The following is a 14,466-nucleotide window of genomic DNA, read 5'->3' on the forward strand; positions in this document are numbered from 1 at the left end:
CCAGGCAACTCTTCGACGAAGATCACGCCTTCACCTCCTCATCAACGGATCTGGCCGTCGCGGCTTGACTTGTTAGGCACGTGAGATGTCTTTCGGGTGCTGCGGGCGGAGCTGGGCCATCCTTCCCTCTTGGAACGAGTAGTTGCAAGTCATACGCAATTACAGCTTGGTCTCCGCCCCGCCCCTCGACGCCACCGCCCGGCTGAGCCGGGCACAGCCACTTCGCCCATCTCATCAGGAAATCCACCGCTTCCTCCCCTAGGGTCGGAATGCCGACAGCCCGCGGCGCGACCCCGTGCGCGCCGCGGGCCGCTCGACACTCACCGGCCCGGTACCCGATGGGAGCGGCCATGCCGTCGTACCCCTTCCACACCACCCGCGAGGACGTCCGCATCCCGCTGCCCGACGGCACCCAGCTGACGGCCCGGCTGTGGCGCCCGGTCAGCGACGAGCCCGTCCCGGCCCTGCTGGAGTACTCGGCCGACCGCCTCTCCGACCGCACCGCCGCCGAGGACGCCCGCCGCCACCCCTGGTACGCCGGCCACGGCTACGCCACCGTCCGGGTCGACACCCGGGGCCACGGCAACTCCGGCGGCCTGCCCGCCGAACCCGACGGCGAGCAGGAACTCACCGACGGCACCGCCGTCGTCGACTGGCTCGCCCGCCGCCCCTGGTGCAACGGCCGGGTCGGCCTGCTCGGCGTCGGCGCCGCCGCCACCACCGCACTGCGGCTCGCCGCCCGCACCCCGGACACCGTCGGCGCGGTGGTCGCCGGCTGCCCCGCGGGCGGCCACCGGCTCGGCGGCGCCGTCCTCGCCGCCGACCTGCACACCCGGCTCACCGCCCTGGTCGCCGACGCCGCCCTCCCGCCGGACCCCCGGCACACCGGCGACGCCTGGCGGTCCGGCTGGCTGGCCCGGCTGGAGTCGCTGGAACCCCCGGTCGACGCCTGGCTCGCCGCCGGGGACACCAGCGTGCCGGTCTCCGTCCCGGTATTCGCGGTCGCCGGCTGGGGCGACCCGTCCTGCTCCTTCGTGCTGCGCCTGCTGGCCGAGTCCCCCACCGCGCACGCCCTGCTCGGGCCCTGGCCGCACGGCCTGCCCGAGGCCGCCCTGCCCGAGACCCTGCGCTGGTGGGACCACTGGCTGCGCGGCGTCGACACCGGCGCCCTCAAGGAACCGGCCCTGCGCAGCTGGATCAGCAACCGCTGGACCGGCGCGGACAGCTGGCCCTCCCCCGACGTCCGGGAGATCCACTACGACCTGGACGGCCAACTGCGCACCGCCGGCACCGCCTCCGACGACCGCTACGTCCACGTCCGCTCCCCGCAGCACACCGGCCTCAACGCCGGCGCCTACGTCCCGCACGGCCGCCCCGCCGACCAGCCGCCGGACCAGCGCGAGGAGGACGGCCGCTCGGTCTGCTTCGACTCCCTACCGCTGCCCGAACCGATCGAGCTGCTCGGCACCCCGACGGCGCGGCTGCGACTGCGGCTGCGCGAGGACGGCGGGTCCGTCCAGGTCGTGGCCCGGCTCTGCACGGTCGGCCCGGACGGCACCTCGCAGCTGCTCACCCGGGGCGTGCTGACCGCCACCGGGCCGGACGCCGAGGTCGAGCTCGCCGCCTGCGCGGCCGCCGTTCCGGCCGGGCACCGGCTGCGGCTCGCCCTCTGCTCCGTCTACTGGCCATGGGTGTGGCCGTCCGCCGACGACACCGGGTACGCCCTCGACCCGTCCCGCTCCACCCTCAGCCTGCCCGTGCGCCACCTCGCGGCGGACACCGGCGCCGCGCCCGTCACCTTCGAGGCGCCCTCGCTGCCCGACCCGCTGGACATCCACCTCACCGAGCCGCTCACCGCCCGGCCCGAGCACGTCACCATCCACGACATCGGCCGCCACGAGTGGCGCATCGAGCTCTCCCCCGCCACCGACGGCACCCGCACCCACCCCGACGGGCTGGTCCGCGACGAGCACACCGTCACCGCGTACCGCGTGCTCACCGGTGCCCCACTCAGCGCCCAGGCCCGCACGGACCGCACGGTGCGGCTGGAACGGCCGGACATCGGTTGGGACGTCACCGTCCAAACCCGCACCCAACTGCGGTGCGATGCAGGGAACTTCATCAGCGTCGTGCAGGTGCGGGCGCTGGAGGCGGGGTCGGTGGTGTTCGCCCGGGAGTGGCAGCACCGGGTGCCACGGTAGGGCCGGGAGAACCTCAAAGGTATACTTATACACTTGCCTCGATGCTCGGATTTGACTTATAACTGGCTCCATGAAGACCCTCGGGCTGATCGGCGGCATGAGCTGGGAATCCACCGCCGAGTACTACCGCCTGCTGAACGAACTCACCCGGGACCGGCTGGGCGGACTGCACTCCGCCCAACTGGTGCTCTACTCCGTCGACTTCGCCGAGATCGAGCAGCTGCAGGCGGCGGGGCGGTGGGAGGAGGCCGGCTCGATCCTGGCCGGCGCGGCGCGCTCACTGGAGGCGGCGGGCGCGGACCTGCTGCTGATCTGCACCAACACCATGCACAAGGTCGCCGACCAGGTCTCGGCGGCGGTCTCCGTGCCGCTGCTGCACCTCGCCGATGCCACCGCGACCGCCGTCCGGGCGGCGGGCGTTGGACGGGTGGGGCTGCTGGGGACGGCCTTCACGATGGAACAGGACTTCTACCGGGGGCGGCTGGCCGCTTCCGGCCTCGACGTCCTGGTGCCGGCGGCCGCTTCGCGTGCCCTGGTGCACCGGGTGATCTACGAGGAGCTGTGCGTGGGGGAGGTCCGGGAGGAGTCCCGGGCGGCCTACCGGCGGGTGATCGAGGAGCTGGTCTCGGCCGGGGCGGAAGGGATCATCCTCGGCTGCACCGAGATCGAACTGCTGATTCGGCCGGAGGACAGCCCGGTCCCGGTGTTCCCCACCGCTCGTCTGCATGCGGAGGCTGCCGTGGACACGGCACTTGACGGCCGGTGAGGAGAAAACGGGCTTGCGCGGGAGGGCGTGCAGGCTGCAAGATCTCCCTCGACCGCGACACCGAACGAGGAGGTGAGACCCCGTGAACGCTGTATCGATGTGGGTGCTCCCCCTCGCCGTCACGGTCAGGCGATAGACGTAGCTGTCCGCCGGGAGCCCCCGAACACGCTTGGGCACTCCCGAAAGGCAACACGCTATGTACTCTCTCCAGTTCACCTCTGAGTCGTCCTCGAACGGCATTCGCGAGCGCGACTTCACCCTGGGCGACGCCCCCGGCGTCCTCTGGTCCCCCACCTCCGGCGCCGACCGCGCACCCCTGGTCCTGATGGCCCACGGCGGCGGCAACCACAAGAAGCACCCGGCCATGTCCGGCCGCGCCCGACTCCTCGTGACCGGCTCCGGCTTCCACGTCGCCGTCCTCGACGCACCCGGCCACGGCGACCGGCCGCGCACGGCCCACGACGAGGCGGAAATCGCCGAGCTGTTCCGGGCCCGGGCGGCCGGCGAGCCGGAAGGCCCGATCGTCGTCCGCTACAACGACCACCTCGCCGAACTCGCCGTACCCGAGTACCGGGCCACCCTGGACGCCCTCCAGCAGCTCCCGGAGATCGGCACCGACGGGCCGGTCGGCTTCTGGGGCATCAACATGGGCACCGCGATCGGACTGCCGTTCGTCGCCACCGAACCCCGCATCACCGCCGCCGTCTTCGGCCAGCACTGGCCCGACACCCTGGCCGAGAAGGCGAAGCGGATCACCATCCCGATCGAGTACGACATGCAGTGGGACGACGAGCACATCTCCCGTGAGGCCGGCCTCGCACTGTTCGACGCCTTCGCCTCGAAGGAGAAGTCGCTGCACGTGAACTCGGGCAAGCACAAGGAGCTGCCCCGCTTCGAGGCCGACAGCGCCGCCCGCTTCTTCGCCCGCCACCTCACCCGGGCCTGACCCCACCCCGCTGCGGCGCCCGGCCGGTTCCGCCGGGCGCCGCTGGAGGCACAGGACCTCTACCGTGGGGGGCATGCACGACGAAGTCCCGTACTGGAACACCAATGTGGCCCGCCACCCCGGGATCCTGCGGGCAGTGCCGCCCGGGTGCCGGGCGGCACTGGACGTGGGGTGCGGGGACGGGCTGTTGGCGGCGAGGCTGGCGCGGCGATGCGGGCGGGTGGTCGGAGTGGACCTCTCCGGTGAGATGGTCGCGCGGGCGCGGGCCACCTACTCCGAACCCACCTTTCTGGAGGGGGACTTCCTCACCCTGGACCTGCCGGGCGAGGGCTTCGACTTCGTCTGCTCCGTCACGGCCGTGCACCACATGGACTTCGAGGCGGCCCTCACCCGGATGCGGGAACTGCTGCGGCCCGGCGGGGTGTTGGTGGTGGTCGGGCTGGCGCGGGAGGCGACGGCGGCGGACTGGGCCCGGCGGATCGCGGCCGCGCCGCTGGTGCGGGCGGTGAAGGCGGTGCGGCGGACGGGCGCCCCGGAGGGCATGCCGATGGCCGCGCCGGAGATGAGCTACCGCGAGGTGCGGGAGACCGCCCGGCGGGTGCTGCCCGGAGTGCGCTACCGGTGGCACGTGTTGCGGCGTTACTCGCTGACCTGGACCAAGCCCTGAGCGCCCTGTCAGTGGCGCCTGGGAGAGTTCGGCTGTGACCTGCGATGTGTGCGACCACGAGATGCGGCCGGTGCCGGTATCGGAACCTCGGCCGGACTGGGCCCTCCCGGTGAAGGAGAGGTGGTTCTGCGCCTGGTGCTACGCCTGGACCGAGCTCGGGCACGGCCCCCAGGAGGTCTCACACCCGCGCTACGAGCCGCCCGAGTGGCGCTGGGAGCGGGCCGAGTCGGAGCACCTGCCCGCCGATGTCGCCCACGCCTACGGGTACTTCGGCACGACCCTGTGCGGCATCCGGCAGGAGGGCCTGCACGCCTCCCCGTACTACTGGCTGCCGGGCCGGGACGACGCCTGCACGGCCTGCAAGGAGGCCGCGATCGTCATCGACCGACGCTGGCCGACGGACCCGCAGGGCGAGAAGCGCCAGCGGCCGCAGGTCACTCCCCCGCCCGGCTCCGACTGGCCGCCCTTCTAGGTGCCGCGACCGCAAACGATCACCGGCATGGTGTGACGGCCGGGTGTCGGCAGCGGTGGGTGTCGCGCGGGTCCGCTGAAGGTCGTGCCATGGTCTGTCAGTTGCCTGGTCTAGGGTCGCACGCATGGCTGAGCCCTCCTTTCTGACCGCTGTCCGCGAGTCGTACGACACGGTCGCCGCCGATTACGTCGAACGCGTCCCGCCTCCATCCGAGATGGACCCGCTGTCCCGCGCGATGCTGGCGGGGTTTGCCGAACTGGTGCGGACGGCCGGTCTGGGGCCGGTCGCGGACCTGGGGTGCGGACCCGGCCGCGTGACGGCGCACCTGGCCGGACTGGGGGTGTCCGTCTTCGGCCTCGATCTGTCGCCGAAGATGGTCAAGCTGGCCCGGCATGCCTATCCGAACCTGCGGTTCACCGAGGGCTCGATGACCGTGTTGGAGACGAGGGACGACGAGCTCGGCGGCATCCTGGCCTGGTACTCCACCCATCACACGCCCCCGCAGTGGCTGCCGGACGTGTTCGCCGAGTTCCACCGCACGCTCGCGCCCGGCGGCTACCTGCTCTGGGGAGACTATGTCGGCAATGAGCGGCTGCAGCCGACCCACGGCTATGGCCGTCCGGTGTCCTACGAGTCGCACCTCCTGCCCCTGGACCACATGGTCGACCTGCTGGACCAGGCCGGACTCGTCGTCACCGCGCGACTGGAACAGGAGCCCGGCGGACTCGCGAACAGACCGCATGCCTGCCTCCTGGCCCGCAAGCCCGAAACGCCCTGACCGGGCTCGTTCCCGGGGTGAGGCCGCTCGGCTGGACCGCCGACGATCACGGGGCGGGCGGTCAGACCACTGGGTTGAGAGGGCGGCCGCCCCAGCCGCACGTTCACCGGCTGGCACCACCACGTCACCCTCGTCGCCCTGGCGCACGGCTTCTGCACCCTGCGGAGGCTGGCCCGAGCCCCAAAAGGAACGGCACCGGCCCGAGCCTCTACCAGGTCGTCCGCGAGCTGCAGATTCTCCTCGCCACCTGAGCCGGCGCCGGCCCCACCTGCCACCGCAACATTCCCACGCAAATACAGACCTGACCAAGCCCTACTCGCGACTCGGCTCGTATCGTTGACCGGGTAATCGATGGGCGGTTACCAACAGGTCGTCACAGACGACCTCTCCTGTCGAGAGCCGGTGAAACGCCGGTTCCGACTACTCGCCAGTGACGCCGTCGGCAAGCTCCCGGACGATGTCGAGGTGCCCGACATGCCGCGCGTACTCCTGGAGCAAATGGAACAGAACCCAGATCAGCGTTGGCCGCTCCTCCTCGGGCGGGACCCGGCCCCCGAGCGTGGCCATCCGGTCCTCCAGCCGCGCGCTGGCGACGATCGCGCGGGACCGCTCGCACTGGGCGCGGAAGAACGCCGTCACCTCCTCGACGGTCTCACCCGCCTCGACACGCCATGTGCCGCCACGGGCTTCCATGTCGCCCCACGGCTGTTCGACCTGCTGGCCGGCGAAGCCCCACTCCAGCCAGCGCAGCTCCACATACGCCAGGTGCTTCAACAGCTCCAGTGGAGCCCACCCGGATGGCAGCCGGCTGTCCCGCAGCTCCTCGCTGGTCAGGCCGTCCAGCTTGCGCAGCACGGCGTCACGGTAGAAATCCAGATAGCCCGCCAACAACTCGGCCGGGCTGGTGAGCGTGACATCGGGCTCCGCCGGGGGACGGAATTCAGCAGTCATGGCAGGTGATGTTAAGCGGGGCCCCACAGGCAGGCCAACCACTCACAGCAAAGCGTCCCGCCCGTCGATTACCTGGTCAACGATGCGAGCCGAGTCACTAGGTCGCAAACGGACCCGGCTCCCGTACTGTCCGGTCCGCGCTGCGCGAGCCCCGCGGCCAGGAACATCGCGCCGGGCAGCGGCGCCGGCCGCCCGGCGGGTCTGACCGGACGGCCTGAGCGGCATCGCGCGGATCAGACGGTGTCGTCCGGGCGGTGGGGCATCCGCAGGACGGCGACCGCGCCGAGGGCGACGACGGCGATGGCGAGGAGCAGGAGGAGAAGGAGAGCGAGGCCGATCAGGAGTCGCACGGCTCGTCGTCCTCGGTCTTCTCGTGCTCACGGTCGCGGAGCAGAGCGAGGAGGTTCAGGACGGTGCTGGCCGGCGCGTTGCCGAAGCGGACGAGGACCCGGCCGTCCACGACGCTGTCGGTGGTGGCGGAGGGCCAGAGCAGGCCGAACTCACGGCCGAGATCCTGGAGTTCGGCGATCAGATAGGCGACCTCCAGTTCGGTGTAGGTGCGCATGAGCGGGTCGGCCGGCTCGATCGGGCGGCGGCTGCGGTCGTCGGCGGTCACGCGGCGGCGTCCAGCGCGAGGTGGGCCGCCGGGCGAGGTGCCAGCGTGTGGGCTGGTCCTTTTCCCAGCGGCCTCCTCCCGAACCCGTCGTGCGGCGTTAACCGCAACGGGCTCTCCAGTGACTTCCGTGGGGTGTGCTTGCGCAGTCAACGTGGATGCCGTCGTGGCAGGTTGGGCAGACCACGAGAGTCTTTTGCCGTTTCCTGGCCATGAGAGCGGCCCAGTTGGGTTGCTTCTGCCCGAAGAGGTCGAGGTCGGCGAGTTTGCGGATCTGGTGGACCGCGATGTTCTCGGTCGCTCCGCACAGCTCGCAGAAACCGGCCAACAGTCTTCTGACCAGCCTGCGTTGGCGTGGTGCGGTGACTGCTCGGTCAGGATCGCGGTCCTTGAGGAGCGCGTCCTTTCTGCGCTGGAGGGGGATTCCGCCAAACCGGGCGACCAGTGGCTTGCTGCTCGGGGCACGGGTGATGCTGACCTGGAGGCACTTGCGTGGCCCGGCCGGCGTATCGACGGTGGCCTTGTACTTGCGGGCCATCTTCGACACGGTCGAGCGATGCTTGTTCGCCAGGGAGCACAGCAGCGAGGACTGCATGACCCAGTGCAGCCGGTTCAGTCGGTGGACGTCGCCGGCCAGCAGGTAGTACTGGACGACCCCGCGATACCTGGCGCCGAAGATGTTGACGAGGTTGTAGTCGTCATGCTTGTACATCGACGGCTGGTGTGCGGGTTTTCCGCGCGTCAGGTAGGGCGCGCTTTTGGCCTTGATCACGTCTTTCGGAACGTGGAGGGCGATGGTTCCGTTCACCGAACGGCGCAGCCGCCGGTTTCCCTTCTTCCGCTCGGACCTTCCGTCGTCCCGTTGAGTCCTGATCTCATAGCCGAGGAATCTGGCAGCCCGTGTTCTGGCATGGGTGACCAGGGTTTTCTCCTCGGACAGTTCCAGTTTGAGGTCGTCGCGCAGGAACTGTGCGAGGCGCTGTTCAATCCCGTCGGCCTCGGCCTTGGGTCCGACGAACCCGAGGAGGGTGTCATCGGCGTATCTCACATAGCGCAGGCGGCGGTATCCCGGGTCGTTCATATCCTGACTCGGGAGAGAATGAAGCCGCCTACGCAAGGCGCGCACGGAAGCGCGGTCTCCGCGTCTTCGCGCGCGCTGAATATCCGCTTCGACCCTGCGGTACTCGGGGTTCCTCGCCCTGAGTTCCCCTCGGGTGTACTCCGGCACGAGAACTTTCTCGACAAAAGTGTCCAGCCGGTGCAGGTAGATGTTGGACAGGACGGGCGACAGAACGCCGCCCTGAGGAGCGCCACTCAGCGTGGCGTTCCAGTTCCAGTCCTCCAGATATCCGGCTTTCAGCATGTTGCGCACAAGCCGCAGGAACCGGTTGTCGTGGATCTTCTCGGCCAGCGTTTCAAGCATCACCCGATGGTCGAGCATGTCGAACGACACCACGACACAATGCCCGTCTCCACGACGTCCCCGCGCGGGTACGGATCGTCCGTCCTCGTCACCCTTTCGAGGGGTGTGACCTGGAAGTCCTCGGGAAGATGTGTCGGCACGGCAGTCTGGAACTGGTCTTGGTGCTGCCGGACGGCAGCCGCAGCCTGGTTCCGGCCGCATGGACGGACCTGGGCGGGGTCGACGAGGGTGCGTCGGCTCCGGCGGCAACGCTCGGTGGTCTCGCCGACCTCATGCGGGCTGTGACGGTCACAGCCGGACTGTCGGCGCGTGCCGACGCCGGCGAGCCGTCCGGCAGCTCCCCGGGGGAGGGAGACACGCGTGCTGCACGCCGTGCAGTTGAGCCTGGTGCCCGCCGACGCACGAACGCCGGTGACGCCAGCGGCGAAGCCGGGGATCCTCGGCGGCCTAGCGGTCACCGAACAGCGGGCAGCAGTCGCGGCGTTGGCCAGGCTGATCGCCAAAGCCGCAGCGACACCGCCAAGTTGGAACGAGGAGGACGGCGATGAGTGAGCCGGGCAAGGTGACCGCCGCCCACCTGCGGCGCCAGGCGGTGATCTACGTCCGGCAGTCCAGCGCCAGCCAGCTCGAGCGCAACAAGGAGTCCACCGACCGGCAGTACGCACTCGCCGAGCGGGCCGTCACGCTCGGCTGGCCCCGCTCGGCGGTGCGGGTCATCGACGCCGACCTGGGCGTGTCCGGCTCGGTGACCTCGGCCCGCTCCGGCTTCGCCGAGCTCACCGCCCAGGTCGCGCTCGGCGAGGTCGGTCTGGTCCTGGCGCTGGAGGTCTCCCGGCTGGCCCGCAGTAACAGCGACTGGTACCGCCTGCTCGACGTCGCCGGCATGACCAACACCCTCATCGGGGACGCAGACGGTCTCTACCACCCCGGACTGTTCAACGACCGCATGCTGCTGGGGCTCAAGGGGACCATGTCGGAAGCCGAACTGCACGTGCTGCGGGCCCGGTTGGACGGCGGGATCCGCAACAAGGCCGCCCGCGGAGAACTGCGCCGGGCCCTGCCGGTCGGCCTGGTCTGGCGCGAGGATGACGGCGAGATCCTCCTCCACCCCGACGAAGCCGTCACCGGAGTGATCGCGGCGATCTTCACCCACTTCGCCGAGTGCGGCTCGGCTCGGGCCACCTGGCTGTGGCTGCGCGAGCAAGGCCTGTCCTTCCCGCTGCAAAGGACCGGCGAGGCGGAGATCCGCTGGGTGGCGCCCACCTACCACGCGGTACACAAGGTCCTCACCCACCCCGCGTATGCCGGCGCATACGTCTACGGCAAGACCAGGCACGAGCGGTTCCTCGACCAGGACGGCCAACTCCGCACCCGTGCACGCCGTTTGCCCCGCGACCAGTGGCAGGTCCTGCTGCCCGACCACCACCCGGGGTTCATCGACTGGGCGACGTTCGAGGCGAACCAGGCCCGCATCGGCCAGAACACCCGCCCCGACCGCCACGGGGACGGGACCGGCGCGGTCCGCGAGGGATGCGCGCTGCTGCAGGGCCTGGCCGTCTGCGGCCACTGCGGGCGCAAGCTCGCCGTCCACTACCGCGGCAAGCACCGGGCCACCCCCGGTTACCACTGCCACGGCGCCGAACTCGTCGCCGGACGCGGCCAGCGCTGCCTGACCGTCGGCGGAGTGCAGATCGACGCCGCCGTTGCCGGGGCGTTCCTCGCCGCCATCGAACCCGCCGCCCTGGACGCGTGCCTGGCCGCCGCCGACGAACTCGAGGCCGGCCACGACACCGCTCTCGCGCAGTGGCGCCGCGAAGTCGAACGCGCCCGCTTCCAAGCTGCCAAGGCCGAGCGCCGCTACCTGGCCGTCGACCCCGACAACCGCCTGGTCGCCCGCGGCCTGGAAGCCGAGTGGGAACGCACCCTCACCGCCTTGGCCGCAGCCGAAGCCGAACTCGCCCGTCGCGAGACCCGCCGCCCGACCACCCTGACCGCCGAGGAACGCGCAGGCGTCCTCGCCCTGGGCAACGACCTGCCCGGCGTCTGGCACGCTCCGACCACAACCGACCGCGACCGCAAGGAAGTTCTGCACACCCTGCTGGAAGAGGTCGTCATCAGCCTCGACCGCCACAGCAAGCGCGCCGATCTGACCCTGCGCTGGAAAGGCGGCGCGCTCACCGACCTCACCGTCGCCCTGCCCCGTTCACAACCACCGAAGATCCGCACCAGTGACGACACCGTCGATCTCGTGCGCCGCTTGGCCGTCCACTACCCCGACGCCGTGATCGCCGGGATCCTCAACCGGCAGGGCCGCACCACCGCCCGCGGCCTGCCCTTCGACTACAACCGTGTCAACAGCCTGCGCAATCACTGGAAGATCCCCCGCCACCGGCCCGACGACGCACCACCCGCCCAGGGCCCCGAGCCTGTCACGATCGCCAGGGCCGCTGCGGAGCTGGGCATCGCACCCTCCACTCTGCACCGGTGGCTCAACGACGGCTTCATCGCCGGGGAACAGGTCACCCCCGGCGCCCCTTGGCAGATCCGACTCACCGATGACCTGCGGTCCCGCTTCACCGACCAGGCACCGCCCGGCTGGCTGCCCATGCTCGAGGCCACCCTCGCCCTCGGCGTCTCCCGCCAGACCGTGTTGCAGCGTGTCAAGCGCGGCGAACTCGAAGCCGTCCACGTCCGCTCCGGACGCCGAAAAGGCCTGCGTATCAAGCTGCCCGCCCCCACAGACGGCCTGTTCTGACCCACTCCATCAACGAAGGGAGCAGTGTGTCGATGACTCCAAACACTGGGCGATGTCGCCCTCGATGAACCAGCTCGTCCCGGTCCAGGTGCGGACCACGTCGCGCAGTGCGGTGTGGCAGCCCCGACGGGGACGGAAACCGTGGGACTGGCTGGAGAACTGCGGCTCGTAGTACGCCTCCAGCAGGAGACGCATCACCTCACCGACCAGCTTGTCCGTCCAGGACGGCAACCCCAGCGGCCTTCGCTTCCCGTTCTTCTTCGGGATGAAGACCCGCTTGACCGGCTTGAACTGGTGGCGTTCGTGACGCATCGCGTCGATGACGCGCCCGATCTTCGCCAGCGACATACCGTCCGCGGTTTCCCCTGTCGCCCCGGGTGTCATCGCCCCCTTGTTGGAGTAAATGCGCCCGTAGGCCATGAGATACAACTGCGGGTTGAACATCTGTCGATAGAGTTCATTGCACGGCAGGCCCCGCCTGCCGCGTTCACGGAGGATATCAAGTACCGCTTCGGCGCTCTGCATTACGCATACCTCCCGGCCTCGCTGATATCCGGTCACCTGTGCCCCTTGGCCCTGTGGACGGCTTTCCCGTCCTCCTTGGCAGGTCGTGACTCCTGCGACTACTACGGACACTCCGTCACCATGGGGCTCGCGCCCTTTAGGTGATCCCCTGTTCGTCCTGGTTGTACGTACTAGCGCGACTCAGGTGCCCCACTCATCTCCTTGAATGACCTCGCTGGACATCGCCCCGCTCCCCGGAGTTGCATCGGCGTTCGAAGGACCTGATACAGGAAGCGGCACCGGTTTCGGATATCTTTCCGGCGGATCTGTCTTTGAATCGACTGGAGATTGGGATTCAGGCAATCCAGCTTTCACCGTATCGCGCGGGTCCCGCGGCGCACCGTCCCTGATATCTGGACCCGGTCGCCGCTTCTCTGGCATGCTACGGTCCCCTTTGCCTTTCGACGCCAGGTAAGCCATTGGACCCAGGAATATCCTCCAAATTCCTCCCGGCTCTACCGGGAATACAACCAGGCGCTTTCAGGGCGCACTCGAACCAGACGGACTTGCCGGACTTCCGGGGGTCCGTGCCGAAGCGGTGGGTGAGCGAGCGGACGAGGTGCAGGCCCCGGCCGGAGACGGCGTAGGGGTTGGAGCCGTCCTGCTGGATGGGGCGGGCGGGGCTCCCGTCGCTGACGGAGACGCGGAGGACGCCATCGAGGATGACGACGACCACGACGGGCGCCGCACTGCCGCCGTGGCGCCAGGCATTGACGAAGAGTTCGAGGAGCGCGATCTCGGCGTCGGCGACCAGGTCGGGCTTCCGCCCGGCGCGCGAGGTGGCTTCGCGCAACTCCTCGCGCGCGGCCGACCAGTCAGGGGGGAGTTCGAGGGAGAACACGAAGGAACCTCCGTGAGAGTCGAGAGATACCTCCGAGCGATTGATGATCAATCAGAAGAGACAGTTCGGAGCGTGATCGTGATGCGAGCGCACAGCTACACATGGCAATTGCCGTCTGTGCTCAGCTCGTCACGCTCGGCATGGAGCCAGTGACCCCCTCTTCGCAACTCGTCTCGGAATTTTGGATATATCCAAATCGAACGCCAAATCGGGCTCCTACAGTGGCAGTTGCCGGTGGCGAACGAGACCGCCGGAGAGGCAGACTGGTCCGCGAGGCTCAGAGAGGGCGGGGATGGCCGGAACAACAGGTCCGACGGTTCGACGAAGGCAACTCGGAGCCGAGCTGCGCCGCAGGAGAGAAGAAGCCGGCCTCTCGCACGAAGAAGTCGCCGAAGCGCTCAGCGGCATGAGCCAGCCGAAGCTGTCCCGCATCGAGAACGGCCGTGGCGCCACCAAGGTGGATGACGTCAAGCGACTCCTCGCGCTGTACCGCTGCGACGACACCGATCTGATCTCAGCGCTGGTCGACATGGCCAAGAACGGATCGCAGCGCGGCATGTGGTGGCAGAACTACGGCGCACATCAGCCCCGAACTCGGCGATCTGATCACCTTGGAAGCCAGCGCCTCGTCCGTTCGCACCTACGAAGGCGCGTTCATCCCAGGCCTCCTCCAAACTCCCGCATACGCACGCGAGATCATCAAGAAGCTCAATATGCGGCCCGACGTCAACGTCGAGGCCCTGGTCGACGTTCGAATGGCCCGACAAGGTGTTCTCACTCGGTCCGAGCCACTCACACTCTGGGCCGTCATCCACGAGGCAGCCATCCGGTCCGGTGTCGGCAGCCCCGCCGGCATGACCGAACAACTGTCCCGCCTAATCGATCGCGCTGCCCAGCCGAACATCAACATCCAGGTCATGCCGATCGGCGCGCAGGCCCACCACGGAATGGGTGGAGCCTTCACCATTCTCGGCTTTCCGCAGCGCCAAGACCTCGATGTCGTCATGGTGGACGGCACTTTGAGCAACCTCTGGGTCGAAGAGGTCACCGACGTAGAGATCTACGGAGCGAAGTTCGACGCAATCCGGGCCGACGCCCTCGGTTTCGACGACTCGCTCGCCATCATCACTGACCAGAGAGACAAGCTCACATGACGTTCCACCCCAACGCGGCTGCCCTGAAGCTCACCTGGCGCAAGTCCTCACGCAGCAACGATTCCGGCAACTGCGTCGAGGTCGCCTGCCTGGACGGATCGGCCTCGTTGATCCGCGACTCGAAGGACCCATCCGGCCCTGCCCTGGCCTTCGATCGCGCGGCGCACGAGGCCTTCATCCGCGCCGTCGCGACCGGCGAGTTCGACTTCGGGCTCCTCTGATCGCCACTGAGCGGTGGGGGGGGGCCTCCCTGGGGAGGGGGGACGACAGACCCCCCGGGACACCCCCCACCAACAAAACCCCCCCACCCCCCCCCCCCCCACCCCCCCCTCCAC

Annotated in this window: 14 protein-coding genes and 2 pseudogenes; 11 read left to right on the forward strand and 5 right to left on the reverse strand. The window is 69.3% G+C overall.

The window, feature by feature from the left end:
- Positions 1-350 precede the first annotated feature (350 nt).
- The 6 genes from ACFQ87_RS40385 (at position 351) to ACFQ87_RS40410 (ending at position 5,830) form a co-directional block, all read left to right on the forward strand.
- A complete protein-coding gene (locus ACFQ87_RS40385; protein WP_380615947.1) occupies positions 351-2,201 on the forward strand; it encodes a CocE/NonD family hydrolase in 1,851 nt (616 codons plus the stop codon).
- 70 nt (positions 2,202-2,271) lie between these two features.
- A complete protein-coding gene (locus ACFQ87_RS40390) occupies positions 2,272-2,967 on the forward strand; it encodes an aspartate/glutamate racemase family protein (RefSeq protein WP_380615948.1) in 696 nt (231 codons plus the stop codon).
- A gap of 196 nt (positions 2,968-3,163) precedes the next feature.
- The gene (locus tag ACFQ87_RS40395; protein WP_380615949.1) at positions 3,164-3,913 is read left to right on the forward strand and encodes an alpha/beta hydrolase; all 750 of its coding nucleotides are present in this window, start codon (positions 3,164-3,166) and stop codon (positions 3,911-3,913) included.
- A 73-nt stretch (positions 3,914-3,986) separates the two neighbouring features.
- Complete coding sequence (locus tag ACFQ87_RS40400) at positions 3,987-4,580, forward strand: class I SAM-dependent methyltransferase (RefSeq protein WP_380615950.1); 594 nt, start codon at positions 3,987-3,989, stop codon at positions 4,578-4,580.
- 109 nt (positions 4,581-4,689) lie between these two features.
- Positions 4,690-5,052, forward strand: a complete 363-nt coding sequence (locus ACFQ87_RS40405) for a hypothetical protein (protein ID WP_380615951.1) — start codon at positions 4,690-4,692, stop codon at positions 5,050-5,052.
- A 124-nt stretch (positions 5,053-5,176) separates the two neighbouring features.
- Positions 5,177-5,830 (forward strand): class I SAM-dependent methyltransferase, encoded by a 654-nt coding sequence (locus tag ACFQ87_RS40410; protein WP_380615952.1) that lies wholly within the window; start codon positions 5,177-5,179, stop codon positions 5,828-5,830.
- 420 nt (positions 5,831-6,250) lie between these two features.
- Here ACFQ87_RS40410 and ACFQ87_RS40415 read toward each other — a convergent pair whose 3' ends face one another.
- The 3 genes from ACFQ87_RS40415 to ACFQ87_RS40425 all read right to left on the reverse strand — a co-directional run bounded on the left by ACFQ87_RS40415 (position 6,251) and on the right by ACFQ87_RS40425 (position 8,847).
- Positions 6,251-6,781, reverse strand: a complete 531-nt coding sequence (locus ACFQ87_RS40415; protein ID WP_380615953.1) for a DinB family protein — start codon at positions 6,779-6,781, stop codon at positions 6,251-6,253.
- A gap of 337 nt (positions 6,782-7,118) precedes the next feature.
- Positions 7,119-7,397, reverse strand: coding sequence for a hypothetical protein (locus ACFQ87_RS40420; RefSeq protein WP_380615954.1), 279 nt, complete (start codon positions 7,395-7,397; stop codon positions 7,119-7,121).
- Between the two features lie 97 nt (positions 7,398-7,494).
- Complete coding sequence (locus ACFQ87_RS40425) at positions 7,495-8,847, reverse strand: reverse transcriptase/maturase family protein (RefSeq protein WP_380615955.1); 1,353 nt, start codon at positions 8,845-8,847, stop codon at positions 7,495-7,497.
- A 330-nt stretch (positions 8,848-9,177) separates the two neighbouring features.
- On the opposite strand from ACFQ87_RS40425, the gene ACFQ87_RS40430 reads away from it, so the two are divergent.
- A complete protein-coding gene (locus ACFQ87_RS40430) occupies positions 9,178-9,369 on the forward strand; it encodes a hypothetical protein (protein WP_380615956.1) in 192 nt (63 codons plus the stop codon).
- The gene (locus ACFQ87_RS40435) at positions 9,362-11,572 is read left to right on the forward strand and encodes a recombinase family protein (protein WP_380615957.1); all 2,211 of its coding nucleotides are present in this window, start codon (positions 9,362-9,364) and stop codon (positions 11,570-11,572) included. The genes ACFQ87_RS40430 and ACFQ87_RS40435 overlap by 8 nt, the downstream gene beginning before the upstream one ends.
- A 24-nt stretch (positions 11,573-11,596) precedes the next feature.
- Here the strand turns inward: ACFQ87_RS40435 and ACFQ87_RS40440 are convergent.
- Together ACFQ87_RS40440 and ACFQ87_RS40445 are read right to left on the reverse strand one after the other, a co-directional pair.
- A pseudogene (locus ACFQ87_RS40440) lies at positions 11,597-12,097 on the reverse strand (reverse transcriptase/maturase family protein); the annotation flags it as partial.
- Between the two features lie 421 nt (positions 12,098-12,518).
- Positions 12,519-12,977, reverse strand: coding sequence for an ATP-binding protein (locus ACFQ87_RS40445; RefSeq protein WP_380615958.1), 459 nt, complete (start codon positions 12,975-12,977; stop codon positions 12,519-12,521).
- Positions 12,978-13,269: 292 nt separating this feature from the next.
- Here ACFQ87_RS40445 and ACFQ87_RS40450 point away from each other — a divergent pair.
- The 3 genes and pseudogenes from ACFQ87_RS40450 to ACFQ87_RS40460 all read left to right on the forward strand — a co-directional run.
- Positions 13,270-13,473: pseudogene (locus tag ACFQ87_RS40450) on the forward strand (helix-turn-helix domain-containing protein); the annotation flags it as partial.
- A 109-nt stretch (positions 13,474-13,582) separates the two neighbouring features.
- Complete coding sequence (locus ACFQ87_RS40455; RefSeq protein WP_380615960.1) at positions 13,583-14,131, forward strand: DUF5753 domain-containing protein; 549 nt, start codon at positions 13,583-13,585, stop codon at positions 14,129-14,131.
- Positions 14,128-14,352: a DUF397 domain-containing protein gene (locus ACFQ87_RS40460; RefSeq protein ID WP_380615959.1), complete on the forward strand. Its 225-nt coding sequence runs from the start codon at positions 14,128-14,130 to the stop codon at positions 14,350-14,352. Before ACFQ87_RS40455 ends, ACFQ87_RS40460 begins: the two co-directional genes overlap by 4 nt.
- Positions 14,353-14,466: the final 114 nt, after the last annotated feature.

The organism is Kitasatospora sp. NPDC056531 (assembly GCF_042794375.1).
GTDB lineage: Bacteria > Actinomycetota > Actinomycetes > Streptomycetales > Streptomycetaceae > Kitasatospora.

Excerpts from the sequence above, each read along its gene's own strand:
- ACFQ87_RS40385 (WP_380615947.1), top strand. The coding sequence starts at position 351 with ATGCCGTCGTACCCCTTCCACACCACCCGCGAGGACGTCCGCATCCCG.
- ACFQ87_RS40390 (WP_380615948.1), top strand. The coding sequence starts at position 2,272 with ATGAAGACCCTCGGGCTGATCGGCGGCATGAGCTGGGAATCCACCGCC.
- ACFQ87_RS40395 (WP_380615949.1), top strand. The coding sequence starts at position 3,164 with ATGTACTCTCTCCAGTTCACCTCTGAGTCGTCCTCGAACGGCATTCGC.
- ACFQ87_RS40400 (WP_380615950.1), top strand. The coding sequence starts at position 3,987 with ATGCACGACGAAGTCCCGTACTGGAACACCAATGTGGCCCGCCACCCC.
- ACFQ87_RS40410 (WP_380615952.1), top strand. The coding sequence starts at position 5,177 with ATGGCTGAGCCCTCCTTTCTGACCGCTGTCCGCGAGTCGTACGACACG.
- ACFQ87_RS40415 (WP_380615953.1), bottom strand. The coding sequence starts at position 6,781 with ATGACTGCTGAATTCCGTCCCCCGGCGGAGCCCGATGTCACGCTCACC.
- ACFQ87_RS40435 (WP_380615957.1), top strand. The coding sequence starts at position 9,362 with ATGAGTGAGCCGGGCAAGGTGACCGCCGCCCACCTGCGGCGCCAGGCG.
- ACFQ87_RS40460 (WP_380615959.1), top strand. The coding sequence starts at position 14,128 with ATGACGTTCCACCCCAACGCGGCTGCCCTGAAGCTCACCTGGCGCAAG.